At 60.0% G+C, this 24,602-nt stretch carries 24 protein-coding genes and 3 pseudogenes; 21 read left to right on the top strand and 6 right to left on the bottom strand.

Translation table 11 applies throughout. The features are described 5' to 3' along the window. Positions 1-146: 146 nt before the first annotated feature. From LOZ74_RS13140 to LOZ74_RS13115, 6 genes are all read left to right on the top strand, one after another. Positions 147-1,088 carry an ArdC family protein gene (locus LOZ74_RS13140; protein WP_230280441.1) on the top strand — a complete coding sequence of 314 codons (942 nt, stop codon included), beginning with the start codon at positions 147-149 and terminating at the stop codon, positions 1,086-1,088. An 11-nt stretch (positions 1,089-1,099) separates the two neighbouring features. Next, the gene (locus LOZ74_RS13135; RefSeq protein ID WP_230281945.1) at positions 1,100-1,522 is read left to right on the top strand and encodes a hypothetical protein; all 423 of its coding nucleotides are present in this window, start codon (positions 1,100-1,102) and stop codon (positions 1,520-1,522) included. Between the two features lie 300 nt (positions 1,523-1,822). Beyond that, positions 1,823-2,776: a DUF2493 domain-containing protein gene (locus tag LOZ74_RS13130; protein WP_230291549.1), complete on the top strand. Its 954-nt coding sequence runs from the start codon at positions 1,823-1,825 to the stop codon at positions 2,774-2,776. A 117-nt stretch (positions 2,777-2,893) separates the two neighbouring features. After that, a complete protein-coding gene (locus LOZ74_RS13125; RefSeq protein ID WP_127692018.1) occupies positions 2,894-3,331 on the top strand; it encodes a DUF6878 family protein in 438 nt (145 codons plus the stop codon). A gap of 10 nt (positions 3,332-3,341) precedes the next feature. Then, a complete protein-coding gene (locus tag LOZ74_RS13120; protein ID WP_127692019.1) occupies positions 3,342-3,770 on the top strand; it encodes a hypothetical protein in 429 nt (142 codons plus the stop codon). A gap of 297 nt (positions 3,771-4,067) precedes the next feature. Beyond that, on the top strand, positions 4,068-4,457 hold the full coding sequence (locus LOZ74_RS13115; protein WP_230281487.1) for a single-stranded DNA-binding protein: 390 nt from the start codon (positions 4,068-4,070) through the stop codon (positions 4,455-4,457). Between the two features lie 116 nt (positions 4,458-4,573). On the opposite strand, the gene LOZ74_RS13110 is transcribed toward LOZ74_RS13115, so the two are convergent. Continuing rightward, on the bottom strand, positions 4,574-4,804 hold the full coding sequence (locus LOZ74_RS13110) for a DUF6437 family protein (protein ID WP_038577042.1): 231 nt from the start codon (positions 4,802-4,804) through the stop codon (positions 4,574-4,576). Between the two features lie 326 nt (positions 4,805-5,130). Between LOZ74_RS13110 and LOZ74_RS13105 the strand changes: the two genes are divergently transcribed. Further along, positions 5,131-5,367, top strand: a complete 237-nt coding sequence (locus LOZ74_RS13105) for a hypothetical protein (RefSeq protein WP_013832744.1) — start codon at positions 5,131-5,133, stop codon at positions 5,365-5,367. Positions 5,368-5,469: 102 nt separating this feature from the next. On the opposite strand, the gene LOZ74_RS13100 is transcribed toward LOZ74_RS13105, so the two are convergent. Beyond that, a complete protein-coding gene (locus LOZ74_RS13100) occupies positions 5,470-5,664 on the bottom strand; it encodes a hypothetical protein (RefSeq protein ID WP_230281486.1) in 195 nt (64 codons plus the stop codon). Between the two features lie 241 nt (positions 5,665-5,905). On the opposite strand from LOZ74_RS13100, the gene LOZ74_RS13095 reads away from it, so the two are divergent. The 4 genes from LOZ74_RS13095 (at position 5,906) to LOZ74_RS13080 (ending at position 9,392) form a co-directional block, all read left to right on the top strand. Beyond that, on the top strand, positions 5,906-7,186 hold the full coding sequence (locus LOZ74_RS13095) for a site-specific integrase (RefSeq protein ID WP_230291548.1): 1,281 nt from the start codon (positions 5,906-5,908) through the stop codon (positions 7,184-7,186). Continuing rightward, a complete protein-coding gene (locus LOZ74_RS13090) occupies positions 7,183-8,376 on the top strand; it encodes a tyrosine-type recombinase/integrase (RefSeq protein ID WP_230291547.1) in 1,194 nt (397 codons plus the stop codon). The genes LOZ74_RS13095 and LOZ74_RS13090 overlap by 4 nt, the downstream gene beginning before the upstream one ends. A 150-nt stretch (positions 8,377-8,526) precedes the next feature. Beyond that, entirely contained in the window at positions 8,527-8,991 is a 465-nt protein-coding gene (locus LOZ74_RS13085; RefSeq protein WP_230291546.1) for a hypothetical protein, read from the top strand. Next, on the top strand, positions 8,991-9,392 hold the full coding sequence (locus LOZ74_RS13080; RefSeq protein WP_230291545.1) for a hypothetical protein: 402 nt from the start codon (positions 8,991-8,993) through the stop codon (positions 9,390-9,392). Before LOZ74_RS13085 ends, LOZ74_RS13080 begins: the two co-directional genes overlap by 1 nt. 494 nt (positions 9,393-9,886) lie before the next feature. On the opposite strand, the gene LOZ74_RS13075 is transcribed toward LOZ74_RS13080, so the two are convergent. Further along, entirely contained in the window at positions 9,887-10,582 is a 696-nt protein-coding gene (locus tag LOZ74_RS13075; RefSeq protein WP_230291544.1) for an acyl carrier protein, read from the bottom strand. Between the two features lie 230 nt (positions 10,583-10,812). On the opposite strand from LOZ74_RS13075, the gene LOZ74_RS13070 reads away from it, so the two are divergent. The 4 genes from LOZ74_RS13070 (at position 10,813) to LOZ74_RS13055 (ending at position 13,759) form a co-directional block, all read left to right on the top strand. Further along, a complete protein-coding gene (locus LOZ74_RS13070) occupies positions 10,813-11,292 on the top strand; it encodes a hypothetical protein (RefSeq protein WP_230291543.1) in 480 nt (159 codons plus the stop codon). Between the two features lie 242 nt (positions 11,293-11,534). Beyond that, positions 11,535-12,638 carry an ImmA/IrrE family metallo-endopeptidase gene (locus LOZ74_RS13065; protein ID WP_230291542.1) on the top strand — a complete coding sequence of 368 codons (1,104 nt, stop codon included), beginning with the start codon at positions 11,535-11,537 and terminating at the stop codon, positions 12,636-12,638. Positions 12,639-12,641: 3 nt separating this feature from the next. Next, positions 12,642-13,151: a DUF4411 family protein gene (locus LOZ74_RS13060; RefSeq protein WP_230291541.1), complete on the top strand. Its 510-nt coding sequence runs from the start codon at positions 12,642-12,644 to the stop codon at positions 13,149-13,151. A gap of 23 nt (positions 13,152-13,174) precedes the next feature. Next, a complete protein-coding gene (locus tag LOZ74_RS13055) occupies positions 13,175-13,759 on the top strand; it encodes a hypothetical protein (RefSeq protein ID WP_230291540.1) in 585 nt (194 codons plus the stop codon). Here LOZ74_RS13055 and LOZ74_RS13050 read toward each other — a convergent pair whose 3' ends face one another. After that, entirely contained in the window at positions 13,760-14,089 is a 330-nt protein-coding gene (locus tag LOZ74_RS13050) for a metalloregulator ArsR/SmtB family transcription factor (protein ID WP_230291539.1), read from the bottom strand. It lies immediately after the preceding gene. Positions 14,090-14,302: 213 nt separating this feature from the next. Here LOZ74_RS13050 and LOZ74_RS13045 point away from each other — a divergent pair, with 213 nt between their 5' ends. The 4 genes and pseudogenes from LOZ74_RS13045 to LOZ74_RS13030 all read left to right on the top strand — a co-directional run. Beyond that, on the top strand, positions 14,303-15,142 hold the full coding sequence (locus tag LOZ74_RS13045; RefSeq protein WP_230291538.1) for an acyl-CoA desaturase: 840 nt from the start codon (positions 14,303-14,305) through the stop codon (positions 15,140-15,142). Continuing rightward, positions 15,139-16,488 (top strand): hypothetical protein, encoded by a 1,350-nt coding sequence (locus LOZ74_RS13040; RefSeq protein ID WP_230291537.1) that lies wholly within the window; start codon positions 15,139-15,141, stop codon positions 16,486-16,488. The genes LOZ74_RS13045 and LOZ74_RS13040 overlap by 4 nt, the downstream gene beginning before the upstream one ends. Before the next feature lie 457 nt (positions 16,489-16,945). After that, the gene (locus LOZ74_RS13035; RefSeq protein WP_230281476.1) at positions 16,946-17,278 is read left to right on the top strand and encodes a ribbon-helix-helix protein, CopG family; all 333 of its coding nucleotides are present in this window, start codon (positions 16,946-16,948) and stop codon (positions 17,276-17,278) included. Further along, positions 17,268-18,668: pseudogene (locus LOZ74_RS13030) on the top strand (type IV secretion system DNA-binding domain-containing protein); the annotation flags it as partial. The gene LOZ74_RS13035 and the pseudogene LOZ74_RS13030, both read left to right, overlap by 11 nt. A gap of 30 nt (positions 18,669-18,698) precedes the next feature. Here the strand turns inward: LOZ74_RS13030 and LOZ74_RS13025 are convergent. Beyond that, positions 18,699-19,825 (bottom strand): IS3 family transposase gene (locus LOZ74_RS13025; protein WP_370638831.1). Its coding sequence is split into 2 segments (ribosomal slippage): positions 18,699-19,585 and positions 19,585-19,825, totalling 1,128 coding nucleotides; the frame shifts between segments, so codons are not numbered across the junction. A 65-nt stretch (positions 19,826-19,890) separates the two neighbouring features. Here LOZ74_RS13025 and LOZ74_RS13020 point away from each other — a divergent pair. Further along, positions 19,891-20,712, top strand: a pseudogene (locus tag LOZ74_RS13020) (type IV secretion system DNA-binding domain-containing protein); the annotation flags it as partial. Between the two features lie 37 nt (positions 20,713-20,749). After that, positions 20,750-23,687 (top strand): annotated as a pseudogene (mobF, locus tag LOZ74_RS13015) (MobF family relaxase). On the opposite strand, the gene LOZ74_RS13010 reads toward mobF, so the two are convergent. Further along, positions 23,684-24,328, bottom strand: a complete 645-nt coding sequence (locus LOZ74_RS13010) for a S24 family peptidase (RefSeq protein WP_230280444.1) — start codon at positions 24,326-24,328, stop codon at positions 23,684-23,686. The pseudogene mobF and the gene LOZ74_RS13010 sit on opposite strands and share 4 nt — an antisense overlap. Positions 24,329-24,602: the final 274 nt, after the last annotated feature.

Here is a 24,602-nt window from a genome sequence, read left to right as displayed (position 1 = left end):
GACAGGAACGGCTGCTCGCCACGGTGAAGCGGTCCTCCGGCACATGCCGGGGGGCCGCTTCCTTCATGGAAAGAGAGCGGAGGGGGCTCCGGGATCTCCGGCACTGACCGACGGAACTGTCGTCAGGCCATTTCAGGAGATCCAACATGGCCTATCGCAAGGGACAAAGCGGCGCAGTGTCGCCTGCTACCCGTATCACCCAGGAAATCATCGCCCGCCTCGAGTCCGGCACGAAGCCCTGGATCAAGCCATGGCGCGGTGTGCCAGTCTCGCGCCCATTGCGGGCGTGCGGCATCCCTTATCGCGGCATGAATGTATTCTGGCTCTGGATGGTTGCCGACATGTGCGGTTACGCCTCGCCGTTCTGGATGACCTACAATCAGGCCAAAGAACTGGGCGCACAGGTGCGCAAGGGTGAAAAATCCACCATCGCCATCTTCTACAAGAGCTACACCAAGGAAGTAGAAGCACCCGACACCGGCGAAAAAACCGACGAAAGCCGTCGCGTGTTGAAGGCCTATCCGGTTTTCAATGCTGATCAGGTCGAAGGTCTTCCGGAACGTTTCCATCCCGCCGCGACGCTTGAGGTGGTGGAGCCCGAGGGCCGTCAGGCTGAACTCGACTCATTCTTTGCCAGTATTCCGGCCGTCCTGCGTCATCAGGGCGACGAAGCCTATTATGAGCCGGTAGCTGACCGGGTGACAATGCCGCCCGCGCATCTCTTCTCGGGCTTCGACCACTATTACGCGACGCTCGCGCACGAGCTATCGCATTGGACCGGTCATGCCAGCCGCCTCGACCGTAATCTCAAGAATCGATTTGGCTCTGCAGCTTACGCTGCCGAGGAACTCATTGCCGAACTTTCGAGCGCCATGCTCGGCGCTGAACTCGGTCTGCCAGTCACACACCTGGATAGCCATGCGAGCTATATCGAGCATTGGCTCAAGCTCCTGAAGCAGGATGACCGTGCCATTCTCACCGCTGCCGCGAAGGCTGAGGAAGCATCAAGGCTTTTGCTCAGACTCGGAGGACGGATCTCTGCCGATGATATTGACGAAGCGTCTGACGACGCTGCGCTGGCCGCTTGAAGGAGGGCATCATGGGCCGATCGGTCAGCTATCCCAGCGGGGCCATTGTCGCCTTCACCGTGCTCGAAGTCGAAAACGACGACGACTGGGACTTCGAATATGAATGGCTCCGCGAGGATTTGCGCGAGCGCGCAGGGCAGGCATTCCCTTCCCTGATCGCGCACGACGGTTGGCGAAGCCGCGAAGACCGTATCCTCATGCGCAATGCCTATGCGGATTTCGGCGTGTCGGTTTACGCCGGCCTGGTTGCGGTATGGATCGTCGAGCGCGACGATGGCGCCTATTGGGATGCCGATTGGCGCACGGCCAGATCGCCCAGAGCACAACGCTGGCTGTCCCAGATCGCCTCGCGCTTTGAAGCGTTGTTCGGCGACTACGTCTGCCTCGGTCACATGTCGAACGGTGAGGGCGTCTACGCAAAACGGGTGGCCTGAATGCGCCAGTCACTTTGATCGTGCCGAGGTGCCTGTTCTCCCTGACGAAGCCTTCAGGTGCACTCATGGTCTGAAGCCATGCGAGAGAGGCCCTGGGCCAGCCGCCAGTCTTCCGCAACCCGGCTTGCGCAGGCCCGAGTTGGCCCGGCCCTGTGGGCCGTTGGCCTGCCCGCGCCAGCCTGCCCAAGCGGGTTTCCCCTGTCGGGTGCGGAGACTGCCTCAAGCTGGCCCTGACGGGCTCTCGCTGGCGCAGCCATGAGCGGGTGCGTCAGCCTCACGCCAGTCAGGAGGACAATACCCATGCACTCATCATTTTCTGACCAACTTGCCGGCCTCGATCTTTCCGGTTTTTCGATTGGTCCTGCCCCGGTTTCCACCAATGATTTTCCGGTCCACGATGCGGTCGTCCATACTCTCGAAGCGGTCTGGTCCGATCTTTTTGCGATGGTCTCTGGGACTGCGCTGGAGGCCGATGCCGAGGACCTCGGCTGGGCGTTCGTCAACATCTTCCACCGTTCCGCGACCCGCAAATCGACCGTCGTCGACCGCGCAACCGACGAAGTCCGAGCGCTCCTGGCCACTGCCGATGGATCCGAAATTCACACCCATGAACTCGAGACCCAGGTTGAGCGTGCGCAGTGTGCCGAAGGGGCCATGATCGCTCTCGAAGAGATGCGCGAAGTGGCCGCTGCCCTCTATCTCAACGAATTCGGCTCCTCGTGGAAGCCCGTGTCGAGTTCGCGCTTCAATCACAGCGCCATGCTGACTTCCGCGCTTGTGGAGGGCCGCGAGTTCGTCCGAGCCCGGTCCGAAGCCAAGCGCCGCGCCGCCATGCCAGAAGGTACGCCGGTGATCTTTGCCGGTGGCCGCACACGCCATCCAAACGAGCAGGACGCTCTCACTTTCGCCAACAACGTCTGGGCTACTCTGGACAAGGTTCACGACCGGGTTCCTGACATGGTTCTTGTCCACGGCGGTGATACCAAGGGCGTTGACCGTCTGGCATCTTCTTGGGCGGAACGACGCAACATCCCGCAAATCAGCTTCTCCCTCGACATGCGCCTGGGGGCACGCGCAGGCTTCAAGCGCAATGAGCGTATGCTCTCGCTTGACCCCCGTTATGTCGTCGCCTTTCCCGGAAACGGGGTCCTGGAGCGCCTCGTCATCGAAGCGAAATCTCGTCGGATTACCGTCGTAGATCGCCGCGGTCCGCTTGGAACTTCTCCCAAGCGCGCGGCTCTGGATACCGACTGATGCGTCCGGCATCGCGCCAGCGCCATCGGCGCTGGCGCAGGCCGTCAGAGGAAAGAGATCGCCTGTTATCGTGGGCAAGACGATCGGTCCTTCCCCCCACATTGCAGGAGAAATCTGATGACTGATTTTCAGGCGATCATGGCGGATTTTGCTGTCCGCCAGGCCGAGCGCGCGGCGCAGGCACAAAGTGAAATCCAACGGCTCAAGGCAGCTATCATTGCCCCGCTGCGCAATGCCGAAATTGCCCGCGTAGAAATCCGTTTCGATGGGTGCGGCGACAGCGGTGCGGTCGAAGAATGCGTATTCTCTGACGCCGTCGGGGCGAGTGTTCCGTGTCCCGAAGTGACGATCGACTGTGCTGGAGAAGGCGACGACAAGAGCCTCAATTCCGCCCTCGAGCAACTGACTTACCTTGCTCTCGAACGCCATCATCCCGGATGGGAAATCAATGATGGTGCCTGCGGCGAACTGGTCGTCGACGTGGCTACGCCGAGTTTCGTTCTGGACTGCCAGCTGCGTTACACGGCGACCGACGACCATTCGACTGATCTCTAGGAGAAGTGCGATGGCTCATTGCTATTATCACGCCCTATCGTCGGTTCGGAAATGGGGAGGGGGGGTGGACGATTACCTCCCGCTCCACCAATGGTTTGACCAGTCAAAGGCGATCTTTGCTGATCCGCGGCACCGGGCCCTTCGGCACCATGCCGAAGGCATCTTCATGCTCGAAACGCTGTTCGGGCCTACTATCGTCAACGCCGATAGCCGTGTTGTGCCCGTTCGCCTTGTAGGCGAACAGCACGTCCGCGAGGACTTGGGTACGATTCCTTCCTTTGCGGATTGGGGGCGCCTAATCACGCCCCAAGACTGGATGTTGCGGGGTCATCGTCTGGAAGAGCCTATGCCGCTTGGCACTGTGGAGACTGCTGCTGGCGGTGCGTTTTCAGGGGGTCTTTCGTCCGCTTCGGGAGGAGCGTCCGTAGTCGAGATATGATGTCGCCTTCGAGGCAGGCGAGGTCAGGGGTACGTGGCATCCCGATAATACGAAAAGTCATGGCTTGGCCTGTGCAAGGCACTCGGGACCAACCCGGCCTGTAAGCAAACCTTTCCTGAAGCATCCCCGTCGAGACGCGCAACCCCGATCAGGTCCGGCCGAGTTGCCGGGCTGCGCCCGGCTGCCCGCACCACCCGAACCAGATCGAGGTTTCCCTTCGGTGCGCTTCGCCGTGGCCGCTTCCTAGTCGGGTTTGCAGCCGGGATGGACCCGGAATGCTCGATCAGGAGAAAGACCATGACCAATCTCGTAATCCTCGTTGGCCGCATCGCTCGCGACCCCGAAACCCGCACGACCCAGGGCGGGACCAGCATCACCTCGATCTCGGTCGTCACCGACCGTCCCGCTCGCAAGGACGGCAAGACCTACAAGGACGAAAACGGCTACACCGCCAAGGACAGCGAATTCCACCGCGTGACCTGCTTCAACGGTCTCGGCCAGAACGTCGCCAAGTACTGCACCAAGGGCCAGCTCGTGACGGTTGAGGGGCGCATCCACTATACACAATGGGAAGACCAGGACGGCACCAAGCGCTACGGCTGCGAGATCATCGCTGACAAGGTGGACTTCCTCACCAAGGGCCGGACGTCGAACAATGAAGGTGCGCCCGACATCGATGAGGACTGAGTGCCTCCCGCAAACAACAAGGCTCCGATGGTTCGCGCCATCGGGGCCTTTTTTGTGCTCGCTGGCGCGAACGGCGGGGCGGGGCATCGAGCCCGCGCCCCGCCGCGGTTGAAGTGTCAGGCGGGGGAGAGCCGCTTGAGAGCATCGTCGATCCCGATGGTGAGCGATGCGCGGATGAGCTGCTTCAGTTGCGCAGGTTCGATAGTCTCGGCTCCGCATTCGAGAAGAACCTTGCCCAGTTCGCCTGCCGCTTCCTCGCGGAGCCTGGCCTCCTGTGCATCGAGTTCTTCGCGCTGCTCGCGCAGCTTCTTGAGCGCATTCCGCGCGCTCGGTTTGGACCTGGCCATGAGTTAGTCCTTTCGCTGGCCGTTGGTCCCCTCCACGCGCGACAGTGCCAGCATGGGGCGATGTAGGAAAACGGTTTTTGCCGCGATGCCAGTGCTTTTCACGCTGACGTTGGAGAGGTCTCTCTCGCAGAAAGTCCAAGTGTGATGCGGGCTTTGGGGCCGCGTCAAGGACGACGGGGCCCCACCATTTTTGCCGGGCAAGCCCGGCAAAAATCGTTTCCCCCATCGCCGCTTCGCGGCCGCGCTATGCGCGGTCCCTGACCCGGCCCGTCACCCACATCCTCGCAGCTCCTGATGCGACGCATCGAACATCAGGAGGAAAGATCATGTACGCTTCACTGAATATCGCGCAGGGTTCATTCCAGGCAGATCAGGCAGCTTTCGTTGCCGCACTCGACAAGGCTCATGCCCGGTCCCTTCACAGCTACTTCACCCAATATGTCCTGACCGATGGTGAGGCAGGTTACATCGCGGTCGATGAGGGCGATTACGGCGCACTGCCCAAGGCCATGCTGGACCGGGTCATCGACACAGTGCCCGGAAAGCTGAGCGATGAATTCTGATGCCACAAACAAGGAGGAAGTCCGTCAGGGCTTCCTCCTTTCCTTTTGCTCGGGTCCCGTATTGTCGCTTCCGTAGGTATCGCGCGAGCATTCCCTGCAGCATCAGTCCTCGGCGTCCGACGCATCGAATATCTCGAGCTGATGGGGCATGTCGAGTACCTTCATTGCCGCTGCTGAAATGGCTTCTGCCTTCGTCGGAAAGGCTTCTGCCGAACTGATCGACACGCCGCTCGAATAGGTCACGGTTGCCTGGAAACCATTGCCTTTGGGTGTCGCGCTCGGTGTTACGTCCGCCATATCCATGCTCCCAGTGGGATGCCCGCGCACCATTCTTCCTGCGGTGGACTCGATCGATCTTTAACACGATCGGCAATCGAACGGCATCAACTTCATCCCTTGGACTTGGGACTTCAAAACCGCCGATCCCGTGCTGGTTATGACACTGGGACCTACCCTCTAAGCTGGGGACAGAGGTGCACACCGTACGCAGTAAGACTGCCATGGTATGGGAAAAAATGCCGTAAAATCAGTGCGTGAGATGCTGGAAGTGCTCGGCAGCAGGCATGCTGCTGAAGGCCATCCGGTCCCCGCAAATGACGGTAATTCCGCGACTTTTGAGGGCAGTTTTGCTACTGGCGATTGCCATATGGTCCCCAGGCGGCGAAAGCCCGGGCGCCGGGCACTGCTCGATGGCAATTTCGCGCGGCGCAAGCTGCCGCTTCGCGAGACCGAATACTGCATCTGGGATACCGAGCTTGCCGGGTTCGGCCTGCGTGTCAGGCCGAGCGGCAATTACTTCTGGTTTGTCCGCGTCCGACATCGCGGCAAGCATCGCCGGATTTCGCTTGGCCGAACCGATGAGCTCGACGCTGGCGTAGCGAGGGCACAAGCGCGGCGCATTCTGGCCGAGGTGGCGCTGGACGGTCTGCCCAAGCGTGCCGTGGTGAGAGCCACGCCAACGCTTGCCGACTTCGTCGAAACGTATTGGGATGACCTTTCGCGGGTATGGAAGTTTTCGACGATCAAGCGCAATCGGAATGCGTGGCGGCTTTCCATCGAGCCGGAATTTGGCGCGATGCGGGTGGCGGACATCATGCCCGCCGACATCCACCGCTGGCGTGATGGTTGCTCCGGGGCAGGCGAAACGAGCTTCAACCGCGCCGTGCCGGTTCTCGCTTCCCTCATGAAATACGCCGAGGCGCTGCGGATGCGGCGCAAGGGATCGAATCCTTGCCGAGGAATGCCGCGTTTCAAGCGTCCGAAGATGGAGCGATACCTCACACCTGCAGAATATCGCCGCTTGGGCGCGGCTTTGCGCGAGGCCGAGGCCGAGCATCCCATTCCGGTCGCGATAGTGCGGCTGCTGATGTTCACCGGCGCACGGATGGGCGAGATCAGGTTTCTTCGATGGGGAATGGTGAAACCGCCCCGGCTCGTGCTGCCCGACAGCAAAACCGGACCAAAAGTCATCTGGCTCAACTCGCAAGCGCTGGAGGTACTGGCAGGATTTGAGCGCGGCGAAGACGACGCGCTGGTGTTCGTCAACTCACGGGGCAAGCACCCGGTCAACATCGAGCCGTGGTGGTACAATCTGCGCCGACGCTGCGCGATGCCCGATTTGCGCGTCCACGATCTGCGGCACAGCTTCGCTTCGACCGCGATCATGGACAATGTGCCGCTCGCCACTATCGGCAAGCTGCTTGGCCACGTCTTGCCGGAGACGACGGCGAAGTACGCGCATCTGTCCGATGACGTGATCGGCGATGCCGCCGAGCGTATTTCCGGCTCGCTGGCACAGGCGATCGGACTGCGGCCATGACAGCCGCCAGCCTCAAGCGCATTGTCGAAGAGGCGCTGGCCGAGGTTGGAGCATCGGTAAACTTCAGGCTCGTTCCCAAAGGCAAGGCACGGACGACGACCTGGCTCGGGATCGAGCACGGCTTCGGCATCCGTCACTATCCCAGCGGGCGCAACGTCTACATCGTGCAGACCCGGATGGGCGGCAGGCTCCGCACTGTGACAATCGGCCCGGCATCGGTCCTCACGCGCCATCAGGCGCAAATGGTTGCACGCCGCGTCATTGCCTACGCGCAGGTGGGGCGCGATCCGGCCACTGATCGCAAGCGCATTCGATCCGCGCCGAGGTTTGACGATTTCCTTGAGGAATACTGGACCCGCTGGTCGCCGCGCTGGAAAGCCTCGACGCTCGATTCACACACACGCTACCGGCGGCTCTACCTCGACGACGCCTTCAAGGGCGTCTTCATTGACGAGGTCAACGAAGAGCATGTGACCAAATGGTTTGCCGAGCTCAACAATCGCACCGGTCCGGGCGCTGCCAATCGGACGCTCGAAATCCTTAAGCATATGCTCAACAAGGCGGAGGCGTGGGGGTATCGGCTGGAGAATACCAACCCCTGCCGGTCGATCCGACCGAACCGCAAACGTCAGTGCGAGCGGTTCTTGACAGTTGAAGAGTTGGGGCGCGTCGGGATCGAGCTTACGAAGCTACGGGAGAGCGACGACCTGACCGCCCGCTGTGAGGGCGCGGCAATCACCCTGCTGCTGCTGACCGGTTGTCGCAGGGGCGAGATACTCAATCTTCACTGGGGCGACGTGAAGGGAAATCGGCTGAACCTGCGCGATAGCAAGACCGGACCTCGCACCGTCTGGCTCGGTTCCGCCGCACGCGAGGTGATTGCTGGAATACCGCGCCACAAGAAATTGCCCTGTTTGTTCTGGAACTACCGCTACCGGCGGCAAATGCGCGATGTGGCCTGGGCCTGGAAAGGCATCCGCGAACGCGCAGGGCTTGGTCAGGTCCGCATCCATGACCTGCGACACACCTTCGCCAGCCATGCCGCCATGAACAAGGAAACGCTTCCCATGATCGGTCGGTTGCTTGGCCATGCGAACCATCAATCAACGGCCCGTTACGCGCACTTGGATGATGATCACTTGCTAGACGCGGCGCAGCAGATCGGCGATGCCGTAGAGCGGCTGATGTGAGCAGATTAAGTTCCTTGACCGGGTGCGCTCCCTTTTGGTCCAACCTTATCGGTTCAATGATGCAGCGCAATCTACGTATCAAAAGCAGGTAAAGCTCAGCACCGCTGAATCACTATTTGGCGCGAGATGAAAGCGCGATATCAAGTTCCGATGACGATGGACGCCCAACTCAGAAAAATGTGCTTATGCATCGCTGCAATCGGTGGCGCGGTAGCACTCCTTAGTATCTTCATCCCCCCGGTGAGACTGATTTTGTCCCCAGCCACGATTTTCGTTTCTGGAACAGCAGTCTTTCTCTTTATCCGGATGCTAGCCAGCCGCACTTATCGTGACGGCATAAACGCCGCCAATGTCGAAATGCAGGGCAATGATCAATGGCCAGGGCGTCCAAAAAAATTTGGAGACCCCGATTGGGGTTTATTCGGCGTTAAGACCGGTTCGCCAGCGCTGCTTTGGTTGCGTGCTATTCTTGTCATCGGCATTCTGCCTATAGCCTTGCTCCAGAACTGGATTGGTATCGATGTCGTGTGGCTTTGGGTTGCTGGCGCGTTCGTCGCCATGGAACTCAGCCTGATGCATGTCGCGTTGTCGCAATCCCTCGGAGCCGGTGAATAATGAAGACGCTGATAGTGCTTGGAACTTTCGCTATCTTCTCGACTGGATGCTCAGACACATGCGCAAACGAAATCGTCACTGAAATCGCCAGCCCGGCGCGTGACTTCAAAGCTGTGATGTTTCGGCGGGATTGTGGTGCGACCACAAGCTATTCCACCCAGGTCAGCATTCTAGCTGAGGGCGCGGAGCTTTTCGGAACTGGGAATGTCTACCGTGCGGACGACGATCATGGGGTCGCGCCAGTCGGCAAATGGGATGGCCCCTGGGCGGAAATCAGATGGATTGGGCCGCGCCAATTGCTTGTCCGATACGCAGCGGGATCCAGGATTTTCGAACAGTCCGACGGCCAGTCCGGCATTAGTGTTTCGTACGAAGCAGTGGAGCGCATATCTCCGAATTGAGCCGCACGAAGGCGTGACGACAAGGCGATTAGAGTGGCAAGTTTTGAACTTGCCCATCCTTGCTGATCCGAAACCTTCCACCGCCATAGGCGGACCCGCTGCTCTCGGCGGACACATTATATGTGACGCCCCTTAATAAGGGCTTCGGTTCAACTGATTTCCCTTTGCCATCTGCATAGATGAAGGGCGGCCCCGTTAAATCTGCGCCATATCGCACTGGAAAGGGGTTTTCGCAGGAAGGGGACGCGAACGTCTTCTGCCAATATACGCCGCGTCGAACCGACGCCTCGTCATCACCGGGAGTAGCTGTCGCAGGTGGCCCATCGACCGCTTCAACTGCTATTGAGCGTATACAGTCCGGATTGCCGAAAAGTCCGTGTCGGCAAAAAAGGCGACCTGTCCATCAGCGACCTTTGCGGTGATATCATAAACGCTGGAACAGCTTCCCGGCGCCAAAGCAGCGATCGAAACTAAGCATATTTTGCCAGCGCCACTCATCGCGATTGACCGACAGCTTTCGGCTTTGAAGCTAACAACAGCGTCTCCGGGACAATTTCACCCTTCGAAAGCTGGGTGTGATCTGACAGCACGTCCGTGAATGCCTGCCACGCTTCTTTCGGTCCAAGCCGTGCGCCTTGCCCGGCTAACGCCCCGATGCTCCGCGATGCAACGATCCTGATCAGGTCGCCGAACGTCTCGACCTCATCGGGCAATTGGATTGGCGCGAGCCGATAAAGCCCGATTCCGAGAGCGGCGGACGGAAGAGCGACCCACCACGGCAAACCGATGGCGAAGAGCCCGATTGGAAGGGCGACGACAATCAGCAGTGCCAGACATCCCCACAAAGAGATGATCTGCGGTGGAGGCCGCAGTCCGCATTCGGTTTCGATGATTTGGTGCAGTTCCCGGACAGGCAAGGCTCCTAGCGCCGCGATAGATGTTTTTGGCTTCAGGGCAGTCGCAGAGTGCGGCTGCAAAGCCCGCCTCAACCGATAGAAGCACATCGCGGTCGCGCATGATTGCCCGCTAGGCATGTCCGGGAGGCGGGCTTCGATTAGTTCGAAGAGCTGCCCCACGGTCGAACACCGACTAATCTCGTCATCGGCCAGAAGGATGCCGAAAGCAGCCTCAACGTCTTGGATCAGTTCGACGTCGTCGAGGTCACCAGCAAGGCCAAGCGATGAAGTCATTCAATTGCCTCCAGCCCATGACATAAGCCGAGGCAAAATTTGCAACAAGTCGTGGTTTCGAGTGCTGTTGCACCACCATAATGTAAGGAGCATACAGACCGCCTCCATCGCAAAAAATTCCAAGCAATGGTCATGGATTACGAATGAGGCGCTCCCAAAAGACTCTGTCGGCCATAGGCCTTGTCGCTAGCATGCTTCCGGTAAGCGGTTGCGCTCAAGGGCGCGAACAAGTGGCTGGGCATCAGTATGATGTTCCTGCCGCCAATTTAATTCCGAAAAGTTCTTATCCATTTTTCCTGCCGCGATCGGAGGGTAACGAGTTCATCTTTGTTCTCAATCCGCAAGCCGAATTGCGTGAACGGAGAAATGTCTTGGTGCAGGATCGGAAGCAGGTTTGCGCAAGGGCGAACGGAAGCGGCTATGTGTCCAGGACAATCTGCGGTGAACATCCTGTTCAATGGCAGGGCCGTGATTGGCTTAGGAACGGTGATGATACCTTCTGGACCTACAGTCCAGCCACCCCACCTGGAACGGACGCCCCATATGTAAGCTGCCACAAAATGGAGATCAAAGGCCACACAGGCCTCTGCTCGGCCACTCTCGCACTTGGCGATTTGGCGCTTACGATTGGGATCAACGATGATGAACTTCCAACTCTTCAAGCTACTTACGAACGCGCAGTATCGATGCTAAAATCGTGGGAGTTGTAGCACGGCCGTTTCCCGCTTGGTTTAGGGCATCAGGCGAAGTCCCAGCCGCGACAACTCGTATCAGTTAGCTCTGTCGGTCTTCATCGGCGGAGAAAATTTCCGCTCACACTCCGCCATATGTTTGTGCGAAAGACAATCGCATGCCGGTGGTTAAGCCTTCGATCCTGAGATGGGCGCGCGAAAGCGCGGGGCTTTCGCTTGAGGAAGCGGCGGCCAAGGTCGGCATTCGGGATGCGCGCGGCGTGCCCGGCGAAGATCGGCTGCTGGCGTTGGAAACCGAGGAAGGCGAGGTATCGCGCCCGGTCCTGCTCAAGATGGCAAAGGTTTACCGGCGCCCGCTCGTTTCGTTCTATCTCGAAGAGCCGCCCGTGCGCGGTGATCGCGGCGAAGATTTTCGCACGCTGCCAGACCAGCACACCGCCGGCGAACCTCTTGTCGATGCCCTGGTGCGCGATATCCGGTCTAGGCAGGCGATGGTGCGCGCTGTCCTGGTCGAGGAAGAGGAAGCGCAGCCGCTCGCCTTTGTCGGCTCCATGTCGCGTAACGATGGTGTCGGCCCGGTCCTGGCCTCGATCCGCAAGACCCTCGGATTGGATCTTGCTGCCTTCCGCGCGCAAGGTTCTGCCGAGGCCGCATTCAGCATGCTCCGGCGGCAGGTCGAAATGGCAGGCGTATATGTCCTGCTGATTGGTAATCTCGGCAGTCACCATTCCGCGATCGACGTCGATGCATTTCGAGGTTTCGCTCTAGCCGATCCGATTGCGCCCTTTGTCGTCATCAACGATCAGGACGCAAAGACCGCATGGTCATTCACTCTGCTTCACGAGGTCGCGCACCTCTGGATCGGGGCGACTGGTGTCAGCGGAGGGCACATCGAAGGCGCTACCGAGCAGTTCTGCAATGATGTCGCCAGCAGCTTCCTGCTGCCCGAGGGAGAACTCAACCAGCTTCGCGTCCAACTCGGTGGCGATGAAGCGCAGATTGCCCGCCAGATCACCGAATTCGCCAACGAACGCCTGGTTAGCCGATCGCTGGTGGCGTACCGCCTGTTCCGCGCTGGCTCGCTCGATCAGGGCGCGTGGCGCAATCTGACCGAGACATTCAAGGGCGAGTGGCTGCGCAACCGCGCTGCCCAGCGAGAACGCGCGCGCGGGCAAGATGGCGGGCCGAATTACTACATCATTCGCCGCCATCGGCTTGGCTCAGCATTGCTGAGCTTCGTGGCCCGAAACATGAGCGAGGGGGTTCTCACCCCGACACGCGCGGGTAAGCTTCTCGGCGTGAAGCCGCGAAGCGTTCACCCTCTGCTGAGCGGAGCATCCCTGTCAGTCGAGCAAGGCGCCTAACGGATGCTCTACCTGCTCGATGCCAACGTCCTGATCACCGCGCACCATCTTTATTACCCGGTCGATGCCGTGCCGGAATTCTGGGATTGGCTCGCGCACCAAGGCGAAGCTGGCAACATCAAGATGCCGATCGAGACCTTTGAAGAGGTGAAGGACGGCAGCAACGACGCCGATAAAGACCTGCTTTACGCGTGGGTGCAGGACGACGCACATAAGGCGGCAATCCTGTTCGATGGTGACGTGGAGCCGCAGCTCGTTCAGCGGGTGACCGGACAATACGCACCAGACCTGACCGACGACGAGCTCGAAGCAATCGGTCGCGACCCGTTCCTGATCGCTCACGCTTTGGCCGACCCGGGCAACCGCTGCGTAGTGACTACCGAGGTGTCGAAGCGCCGCCTCCAAAGGCAGAACCGAAGAGTGCCGGACGTGTGCGCCGACGTAGGCGTCCAGTGCTGCGACACATTCGCCATGCTCCGCGCGCTTAGGTTCTCGACAGGCTGGCGCGGTTGAAATCGCGCGATTGGGGACGTGTAATGTTCGGCAATTCTCACTTTAATCGGGTCCGTGAGATTTTCGCTGACCAGTTTGAACAAGACGCCAATGGATTCCGCTATCGGAGGGCAATGAAGGGGGCGGCATATCGTGTAAGTGAGGCCGAACGGGATCAATTTGTCGCGAAGTTTAACAAGCGTCTACGATATGCATCATGGGCAATCGCGCCTGCGACCATCATACTTATTCTGCTGCTTGCCTGGCTTATCCCAGATTCCGATAGTGAGCTCGCAGAGGGAGCGATCTGGGGCGGCGTCGCTGCCATTTTGATCCCGTTTATGGCGATCTACTATTGGGCATGGAATGCTCCGGCTCGCGAGTTGCAACGCCGCACTCCCGAAAGTGCAGCATTGACCCGCGAGGAGGCCCGGAGCCTCGCATTTTCCAAGATCACCTATGGCCAGCTAGGCCTAGCCGCCGCTTTTGGCGTCGGTCTGGTTTGGATGAAGTCTGTCGACGAAGATGTATTCCACGGGTGGGGAATGATCTGGTTGGTATCCGGAGTTGGACTTGTCGCGCTGTCCGTCGTGCAGGCTATCCGGAAATGGCGTCACGGCCAGCAATAATCAGCCTTTCTGCTTGCCCTGACCGCTTTGCCGTCCCGAAAGCTCAGCGCTCTCGCGTTTCAAAGGTCGTGAAACGGGGCAGACTTCCTGCACATACGAATTGAGCGTGTTGACCAGATTATCCGGCATGAGCCGATAGTAAACGTACTGACCGCGCTTCTCGCTGGCGATTAGGCCAGCGTTTTCGAGGATCGAAAGATGCTGCGAAACAGCGGGCTTCGACATGTCAAACCGCGCCGCAATCTCGCCCGCGTTCAGTTCCGCCTCAGAGAGGTAGGCGAGGATTTTGCGCCGGGGCGTCGAGGCCAGAGCTTCGAAGGTCTTCTGCATGCCCTTAATTAAGGAATAAGCTAATCGCTTGACAACCCTCAATCGACGTTTAAGCCATAAGTTAAATACCTAGTGGCGATGGAGGGCGAGATGCGAACCGGCCAAACGAGTGGTGACCGTTGCCGCGTAAACAGCCTAGTCGAGACGCCTGGCTGTAGCCCAGTTTCGGGCGCGGTGCGCTGGGACCCGGTCCACTCCGTCTGGAATGGAGCGATGCTCATTAGTTCGCTGGTATTGGCCCCCGTATTCTTTGCCTGGGATGCGCTGTTGGTCTTCACTCTGCTGACCGGCGCATCGCTCCTGCTGGGGCATAGCGTCGGCTTTCACCGTAGGCTGATCCATCGCAGTTTTGCCTGTCCCCTTTGGCTAGAACGGTTCCTCGTCTGGGTCGGAACATGCGTGGGGATGAGCGGCCCATTCTGGATGATCCGCACCCATGATCTTCGCGACTGGGCCCAGCGAAATCCGCACTGCCACGACTATCTCTCACACCGAGGCGGTATGCTCCGCGACTATTATTGGCAGGTGCATTGCCGTCTGGTGTTGGACCATCCACCGGCTTTCGATTTGGGGGACGCTGGCCGCGATCCGTTCTACCGGTTCTTGGAACGGACGTGGATGCTACAGCAACTGCCGATCGCGGCCCTTCTTTTCATCGGTGGTGGATGGAGTTGGGTCATCTGGGGAGTCTGTGTCCGGGTGACTGCGTCGGTTACCGGTCACTGGTTTGTCGGCCACCTTGCCCATACGCGCGGCCCACAGAACTGGACCGTGATTGATGCAGGAGTGCAAGCGCACGACGTGCCTTGGGCCGCGATCCCGACCATGGGCGAGGCATGGCATAACAACCACCACGCGTATCCTGGCTCGGCGCAGATCGGCATCCATCCCGGTCAATCCGATTGGGGCTTTGCGTTCATCCGCCTACTGGAACACGCTGGTTTGGCTTGGGATATCGTGCTCCCCGAACACCTCGACCGGGCGAAGGCGATTATATCAATTGGCCCGCAATCGCGTTCCTCCGTGCAGACCTTGAAGGAGGCGCGATCATGAACGCTAGTCGGTCTGAAATCCTGCGCCGGTTAGTATATCTGGCGGCGTCGGTCGCGCTCATCGCCAGCCAAAACCTTGTGGCATGGATCGCAAGGCAAACCTACGCGGACGAGCGTCCGCTCGATCTCGATTTCTGGCTTACCCCGCTGAGCAGTACGCTGGAACTCTGGGGTCTCCCCGCGATCTGGGGGGCGGTCATTTTCGCCTACTGCCTGCTGGTCGCGTGGCTGCTTGCCCTTCTTTCCTTCAAGCTGGCGCAGCGGACAAACCGGGGCTTTGTTCTGGCTGTCCTGAGCGTTGTCCCGGTGGTGCAATTGGTAGCCATCGCGCTCAATGCGATCCTCGCCTCGAAGGATGCTCTCGACGAGAAGGGACGGGCCACGCGCCATGCCTCCAAAAGCGTCGCACTGGGTTTGCTTGCAGGGGTCGCACTTATCGTTTTGGCCGTGCTGATTTCGGCGATTACGTTTGGAGCGTATGGCTGGGGGCTATTCGTGATGACACCGTTCCTGGTTGGGATCACGACCGGATATCTGGTCAATTCCGAGAGTGATCTTGGCTCATCTCGGACGATGAAACTCGCCATTGCTTCGGCGGGGCTCGGGAGCCTCGCGCTCGTCGTCCTCGCGCTTGAAGGGATCGTCTGCATACTCTTGGCCGCACCGCTCGCGGTTCCCATCGTTATGCTAGGCGCGGCGCTCGGTAGAGGCCTAGCGATCGCCCGGCACAACCGCCGAAACCCACTCGCAAGCGTTGCGGTTCTCCCGATGATTTTCATGCTGGAAGCTGCCATTCCTCCGGAAGCGCCGATTGCCACACAGTATGAAATAGAGATCGGCGCAGCTCCCGACATGGTGTGGCAAGCGCTAACCAGTCCGGATCCGATCGAAGTTGCACCCGGCCTCCCAGCGCTTGCAGGGTTGGCCTATCCGATGAGAGGAAAACTTGAGGGCGAAGGTGTAGGCGCGAAGCGCATCGGCGCATTCTCGACCGGTACGGCTACCGAGGTTGTGACCAAATGGAAGCAGGATCGCGTTCTGGCTTTTCGTGTCGAGAACCAGCCCCCAGCGATGGAAGAAATGAGCCCCTACCGGCGAGTTCACGCGCCCCACGTGCAAGGCTATTTCCTGACCGGCGAAACGCGTTTCGAACTCTTGCCTGTCGGGTCGAACCGCACGCTGCTGCGGGTATCATCTGAGCACAAGCTGCGGATTGATCCGGTCCCCTATTGGGAGCCGATTGCCCGGATTGCCATTCGTCAGAACGTCGGACGTGTGCTTGAAGATATCAAGGTAAAGTCCGAACGCACGCGTCACTCGGTGGCGTTGGCAAGGCATGATCCATGAGGATGGCTATTTGGTCCCCATTTCAGAATAAACGCGCATTTGGGAGCACATCAAAGCCAGTCTTCATCGCTTGAAATTGTCTGCTCGAATGCCGCATGTGGCGCTGCAATCCACTGGGAACGAACGCAAAAGTCCTCGGGACACACCAGGCAGTTTAACTGGTCACATACACGCAGTCAGATACCCGGTTGACCGGGCACACCCTACGCGACAAATCGCAAGCGGGAGGCGGTAAAAAAGATATTAGAGACAGCGTGTTGATGGATTTTTGCAAAAATGGCGGCTTCTCAATCAGAAATGAATAGTCGCCAATTCGCCAATCGGATCTGATTGAAGGCAGCCAGAAATGGCGCATTCCTGCGCATCTCGCATGTTCTTGACATGTTCTCGTTTCTGATTTAGACAATAACTGCCTTTCGCAGTGCGTTCCGGGCTCCTGACCACAAGGAGTCCGTGCATGACACGGCCAAAATCTCTCCAGGTACATGTCACCGTCGAGCTCGCTGAGCAGGTTCGTGCTGCAGCTAAGCGGCGCGATATCAGCGTCAGCGAATGGATCCGCTCGCTGCTTTCGCAGGCATGCGAAAATGACGATCTTGCATCAAAGCTCGAAACATCTGTGGACCGCGTCAGCCGTCAATCGGTGTTCACAATGGTCGGCGTCGATGCCCTTCTCGCAGGGCATGCCGACCACGGGCTGCGTGAGCGAGCCCATCAGGCCTACGCGCGCAAATGCAAGGAACTGGGGCTCTCCGCAAACGCCGGCGAGGGAGGTTCCGATGAAGCGTAACCTCGTCAACTTCACGCGCGGAAGCCAGCTGCTCGGGCACTTCAGCTTCATGTTTGCAGCAGGTCTCAAGGGGCCGCTGATCATCGCCGCCATCGGCATTTCCTGGACTAGCTGGTGGACCATTTCGGCAGGGCTGAGCGATCACGAAGCCTACCTCGTCTGGATGCGAATTTATGCTGCCATCTACGGCTTCATGGAGTTCGATCCGGCCAAACAGGTCGCACTCGAAACGGGGTTCGGAGGAACCGTCCAGATCCCCATCATAATGCTCGATGCCTATCCGCCGGTGATCCGTGCGTGGGATCATCTGCTCGACTTGCTGGGCGATGCTCTGGTGCGTTCGGCCTTGCTTCTCGTGCCGGCCTTTGTGTTGTTCTACTGGTTCGCAGCGCGCTTCGGCAGTCGCTCGAAAGAGCGCAAGCATGAGCGCGGGGCCATGCTCGTGACACTACCGGAACTGGTCGATGAGCTGCGCGGGCACAACCAGCGCGAGCGCGCCCGAGAGCTTTCGAGCGCCATGGGTTGGAAATGGCATCTGTGTTCGCCCAAGGAACTGTCTGCGGCATTTCCATACCGGCCCTCGCATCTTGCGACGGTTGTCTATCCCTGGCGGCTTGAACAGAGCCACGCCATGCTCATCGGGACCACCGGCATGGGCAAGACAGTCGCCATGTCGGACATGATTGCCGAAGCCCGCGCCAAGGGACAGCGCTGCGTCGTATTCGACCTAACCGGCGCTTTCATCGAACACTTCTTCCAGGCCGACCGGGACATCATTCTGAACCCGCTCGACGCGCGCTGTCCGCAATGGAGCCTCTTCGACGAATGCCGCACCGAAGGTGAATTCTGGGCGGCAGCGCAAGCCCTCGTACCCCATGATGGGGGCGGGGAGGCGCAGTTCTGGGTTATCGCGGCGCGTGCCCTATTCGTCGAGTTCTGCCTCAAACTGGTGGCTGAAGGACGGGGCACCAATGCTGCGCTTGCCCGCGAACTGATGACCGCTGATCTCTCGCGGGTCCACGCAATGATGCGAGGCACGATCGCTGATCCCCTGACTGCTCCTGAAGCCGCGCGCATGGCGGAATCGATCCGGGCAGTGTTCAACGTGAACGCCAAGGCGCTGAAGCTCCTGCCCACTTCCGGGCGCCGCTTTTCGGTCCGCGACTGGATCGAGGAGGGCGCCCATGACGACGAAGGCACTAACGCCAAAAGAAGTGGCTCGATGGTCTTCATCTCCGCGCGCTACGTCGACATGAGCGTGTGCGCGCAGCTGCTCACGCTGTGGCTCGATACGGCGATGAACACGCTGATGACGCTGCCTCGCACCAAGGACCTCAAATGCTGGTTCTTCATCGACGAGCTGGGCGCGCTTCACCGGCTCCCTGGACTTGTAACGGTTTTGTGCCGGTCACCTATTTCACTATGCCACCTTGGCTTCGAACGCGAGCGGGCTGATGCCGCCCAGATATGAATGGCGTCTACGGGTGTTGTAGAACCCGTTGATGTATTGGAAGATCGCGGCTTCAGCCTGGCGCCGCGTTGGCCAGTTCTGCCGCCAGATCAGCTCTGCCTTCAGCGATTTGAAGAATGTCTCGACAGCGGAATTGTCGTAGCAGTTTCCTTTGTCGCTCATCGATGGTCGCAAGCCATAGGCCTGCAGTTTCTTCTGATAATCATACGAGCAATATTGGCTGCCGCGATCGGAATGGAAAAAGCAGCCTAGCGGCGGATTGCGCAGCCGCACCGCCATGTCCAGCGCCCGGATCGCCAGATCCTTCTTCATCCGATCACTGACCGCCCAGCCCACAACGCGGCGGCTGTGCAGATCGAGGATGACGGCAAGGTAGAGCCAGCCTTCCTGCGTCCACACATAGGTAATGTCGCCAGCCCATTTACGGTTGGGTTTATCGGCGACGAAGTCGCCATCAAGCCAGTTCGCGGCGACACCCAGGCGATGATGGCTGTCGGTCGTGACCTTGTGCTTGCGGGTACGAACCGGCTTGATGGCGTTGATCCGCATCAACCGTCCTACCCGGCGCTCGCCGACATCGAGGCCGGCCTCCTTCAATTCCATTGTCATCCGGGGGCGGCCATAGCTGCCCAAGCTCAGGCTGTACTGCTCGCGGATATGCGCCAGCACCTTCATATCCGTTCGTTCCCGCCGGCTGATCGGACGCGAGCGCCAAGACCGATAGCCGCGCTCGCTGATCTGCAGGACACGGCACATCAATTCCACTGGCCAACGGTGCCGCCAGCTGTGCACGAAAGCGAACCTCACGGCTTTTGGCTCGCGAAGAACTGCGTGGCCTTTTTTAGCACTTCCCTCTCCTCCCGCAGCACGCGGTTCTCCAGGCGAAGCCGTTCATTCTCCCGCGCCAGATCAGCCTGCGGCGCGGCCACCAATTCTCCCGGCCGATATCGTGCAATCCATTTGCCGAGCGTCGATTTGCCGATCCCTAAATCCGCTGCGACCCGTTCGCGCGACAACCCGCTGGTCAGCGCAATCCGCACCGCCTCCTGCTTGAACTCTTCTGAATGCTTCATCATCTCGACGGTCTCCTCTTGCGAGCTTAAATCGCTCAGGTGACCGGCGCAAAACCGTTACAAGTCCAACCTGGTGTTCCGACTTCATCGGTCATCGCCAGGTTCGCGACATGGAAGAGGGCTACACCTATGGCTACAACAATGCCCGCGATGCCGTCAGTCTGACACCGCGCAAGCATATCGAGCCTTTGCTGCTGCCCGACCAGCTGATGAACCTTCCCCGCCTGTCGGGCTTCATCAAATTTCCCGACGGCTTTCCTGCAGCGCCGGTCCGTCTGAAGCCGATAGACCGCGAAAGAATCGCACATGTCTTCGTCGGTCGGGCCAAGGACCGACAGCCGATCCGACAAGTCGAAGGCAAGAGTGATGGCGGCGAGACAGCTGCCAATCCGCCAGCAAATCAGAGCGAACATCCCTCGTCGAACGATGACGGGGCAGGCAAGCCCGTCGTTCCAAAGCAAGGTACTCTTCCGCTAGAGTCGGCAGTTGAGACGGATGCCAAGCAGTCACGCCAGCTGGGGGCGAAACAGGCCGGAAAGGACGTTCCTGACGACACCAGGAAGCCTTCAGGCAAATCCGGTCATCCGCGACGATCGTCGCCCGACGAACGCAAAGCAACGCCGCGCAATTCCCGTCCGCTGCTGCTGACGAATGCGGCGCTCCGCAAAGGCGATCATCCCGATGAGAAGGATCCATCGAATAGCGTGAAGGAGGGACGCCGAAGCGACTTGCCGCAGGCTAATCCGCCCTCAGATAAGCCGCAAGCCGTCGATCGGACAGCCCAGCGCCAGCGAGACGCGGATGCCCGCAAGCTCATGCTCGAAGACGGCGTTCCCGAGCAGGATCAGCCATCGCACGAAGGGCCCGATCTCGGCGATTTTGAACTGTGATGCACGAGGCAGACGCCGTCTGGCGGAGTGAGACCTGATGCTCTCTGTAGCCAATGTCCGTACCGCCAGCGGCGCTGCCAACTACTTTGCCGCCGACAATTACTATACCCGCGCCGATGCCGAGAGATCTGGTCAGTGGCTTGGCAAAGGCGCGGAGGCGCTGGGCCTGCGAGGCGTAATCGAAGCCTCGCAATTCGAGGCCGTGCTCAAGGGCATGCTGCCCGATGGAAGCCGTGTCGGGAGCGACAACAGGGCCCATCGCGCCGGCACCGACCTCACATTCTCGATGCCCAAGAGCTGGTCCATCCTTGCCCTCGTCGGCGGCGACAGGCGTATCCTCGATGCCTATGGCGCTGCCGTTCGCGAGACTCTGGCCTGGGCTGAGAAGAATCTCGCCGAAACCCGCATGGAGGTGAGAGGCAAGGAACGGGCGGTCGCAACCGGCAATCTCGTGATCGGGCTTTTCCAGCACGATACGAACCGCAATCAGGAGCCCAACGCGCATTTTCACGCCGTGGTTGCCAATGTCACCCAGGGACCCGATGGCAAATGGCGAGCGCTCCGAAACGACAAGATATGGGAGCACAACACGCTGCTCAATGCCATGACCATGGCGCGTTTCCGCTTGGCTGTAGAAGAGCTCGGTTACCAGGTTGGGGAATACGGCAAGCATGGCAACTTCGAAGCGGTGGGCGTTCCCAAACCCGTTCGTGATGCCTTCAGTTCGCGCCGCTCCGAGATCGTCGACAGGCTTTCGACGATGGAGAGCAAGGGCCTCGCGGCGCGCAACGCAGCCAATCTGATGACGCGGGCGAACAAGGGGCCGGTCGAAGACCGCAGCGCTCTTGTCAGCCAATGGCGTGAGGAAGCCGCGCAGCTAGGCTTTGACCCCGGCCTTGTCATTGCGCAGGCCAATGCACGGGCCGTCACCGACATAGGCTCGGTCACCGGAATTGGAAATTCGGTGCGCGCAATGGGCCAGCGGGCGCGCCATCTGGCGGCCTCGTTTGTCGAGCGTCTGGGGCTACGCCAGGGTGACCCGCTTGTGCCGCGCGACATGGGGCGCCGGACGCCCGAACAGATCGCGGCGGTTCACGCGGTGGCCTCGGCGATCCGGCACCTGGGCGAGCGCGAGGCGGCCTTCTCGTGGACGGAGATATATCGCGCAGCACTGGGTTTTGCCTTGCCCACCACGCTCTCCGACATCGAACACCGCGTCGACCAATTGCTGCGCCAGGGCCAGTTGCAGAAAGGCAAGGGCGCAGATCGCGATCTTGTCACGACCCGCGATGCAATCGGGCTCGAACAGCGCATCATCGCCGCCGTCGAAAGCGGACGCGGGCATGGAACTGCCGTGGTCGCAGCTGATGTAGCCGGAGAGCGCCTGCAGGCGCTCTCCCAGCTTAAATATGGCCTGACCTTGAACTTCTGGGCAGGAAGGAGCAGGCCGCCTGCTTCTCGCCTCGCACAACCGGATTGTCGCCATTCAGGGCGTGGCGGGCGCAGGTAAGAGTACCGTCCTCAAACCTGTGGCAGACATCTTGCGCGAGGGAGGCAAGTCCGTGCTCGGGCTCGCGGTCCAGAACACGCTCGTGCAGATGCTCGAACGGGACACCGGCATTCCCTCGATGACGGTCGCGCGCTTTCTACGCCAACATCAGGGCCTTCTGGAAGGAGCAGACCAGGCGAGGCTTGCCGAGGCTCGCGCGTCTCTGCGCGGCACCACGGTGCTGCTCGACGAAGCCTCGATGGTCGGCAATGCCGACAAGGAAAAGCTCGTGCGGCTTGCGAACCTGCTTCAGCTAGACCGCTTCGCCAGCATCGGCGACAGGAAGCAATTGGGCGCTGTCGATGCGGGCAAACCCTTCGACGTCATGCAGAAGGCTGGTGTTGAAACCGCGATCATGAGCACCAATCTGCGCGCCCGAGAAAGAGCGCTGCGCGATGCGCAATATGCAGCGCAAGGCGGACATATTGATAAAGCCTTGCGGCATCTCGGGCCACATGTCGTTGCGTCGGGTAATGCAGCTGCCGTCGATGCTGCGGCGGCATGGCTCTCGCTATCGCCGGCCGAGCGCGAGGTAACCGCGATCTATGCATCGGGTCGCAACTTGCGCGGACAGGTCAACGAAGCGGTCCAGACCGGACTCAAAGCCAATGGAGAATTGGGGCCGGGTTCGATGCGGCTGAATGTCCTTTCGCGCGTCAATCTGACGCGTGAGGAAATGCGCTATGCGCGCAGCTATGCGGCCGGCATGGTGCTCGAAGTCGATCGCCGGCAACGGGCGCAGGGGCTTCAGAAAGGCCGCTATGAGGTGATCACGACCGATCCTTCCCGCGAACGCGTGACCCTGCAGAACGGGAAGGGCAAACGCATTGAATTCCGGCCGGGTCAGATGCGCCCGCAAGGCGAGCAGGATCCCCTGCGGGTTTTCGAGCTTCGCCCTCTCGAAATCCATGACGGCGATCGCATTCGCTGGACCGCGACCGATCAAAAGCGCGGGCTCTTGAATGCCGATCAGGCGCGCATCGTGGCGGTCGATGGGAAATCGGTGACAGTGAAAACCTCGCTCGGTGTCGAACACCAGCTGGGGCTAAAGGATCCCATGCTTGAGCGGCTTGATCTCGCCTATGCGCTCAACGCGCATATGGCGCAGGGCCTGACCTCCGACCGCGGGATCGCCGTCATGGACAGCCGCGAACGCAATCTCGCGAATCAGCAGACATTTCTCGTGACGATAACCCGTCTACGCGACGGCCTCACCCTGTTTGTCGACAATGCCGACAGGCTCGAAGCCGCAGTCGAGCGCAATCCGGGCATGAAGCGCTCGGCGCTCGAGACGGTCGACCTGCTGCGCCATGCCGCAGCCACCGGTCAGGCCAAGGGAAGGACGCCCGATCCGTCGCAAGCACCCGCCCGCGAGCCGCCCGAACTCGACCGCTCGATCACCAAGCCCTTCGAAATCGGGATCTAGCGCAATGCGCGGCCGAACCAGAGCACGCGGCCCACGATATTGATTGTGCGCTTCTCCAGCCCGCGCCAGCTGGGATAGGCGGGATTGTCGCTCAGCACCGAGACGCGCTTACCCTGCGGCTCGATCGCGACCCGCTTGACGCTCAGCATATCGTCCATGCGCAGGACATAGATTCCGTCGCGCAGCCGGGCCTGGCCGTCGCTCAAATCGACCATGACCTCGTCGCCATTGGCCAGCGTCGGCGCCATGGAATCGCCATGCACGGCGATGATCGAAAGGCTGCTTGCCTTGCTCGCCGTCAGCCGGCGCAGCCAGTTCTCGTCGAACCCGAACTGGGCACATTTGGCTTCCATCTCGGCGAGCGCGCCGTGTCCCGCCGAGGCCTCGACATCGAGAATGGGCACATGGACCAGTTCGACCACTGGGCCTGCGCGACGCTCGGGCGCGCCGAGGACTTTCTCGTCCACCCCGAAGAAGCGCGCCAGAACCGCGCGATCCTGCTCGTCCAATTGCCGGGGGCTGCCGCGCCGGATGTACTGCTGGATATAGGCCGCATTGCGTCCCAGGAGCCGGGAAACCGAAGAATAGTTGCAGCCTCTTTGCTGGATCAGTTCGTCCAGAGCTCTACGCGCATCGTCCATCGCTGTTGGTCCTGTTGCGTCAGTCTAGGAATTTCTGTCCTAGACTATAGGAACCCTTCCTATTAAGAACAAATTAAGAACGCAAGCAGAAAGTGAGTCGAGGTCGATGGAGCTTTTGGAGCAGATTGAAACCTACATGGCGCACACCGGAATGCGGGCGAGTACCTTCGGGAGAACGGTCGTCGCAGACCCTCGTTTCGTGCAGGACCTTCGCGCCGGGCGGCGACCGAGGCTCAAGACGCGGCAACGTGTGTCGCAATATTTGACGGGTGAC

Origin of the sequence: Croceicoccus sp. Ery5 (assembly GCF_020985325.1) — a bacterium.
Classification (GTDB): Bacteria; Pseudomonadota; Alphaproteobacteria; order Sphingomonadales; family Sphingomonadaceae; genus Croceicoccus.
Note: the sequence above shows the minus strand (reverse complement) of the source record. Positions and strands in the feature narration are given on the sequence as shown.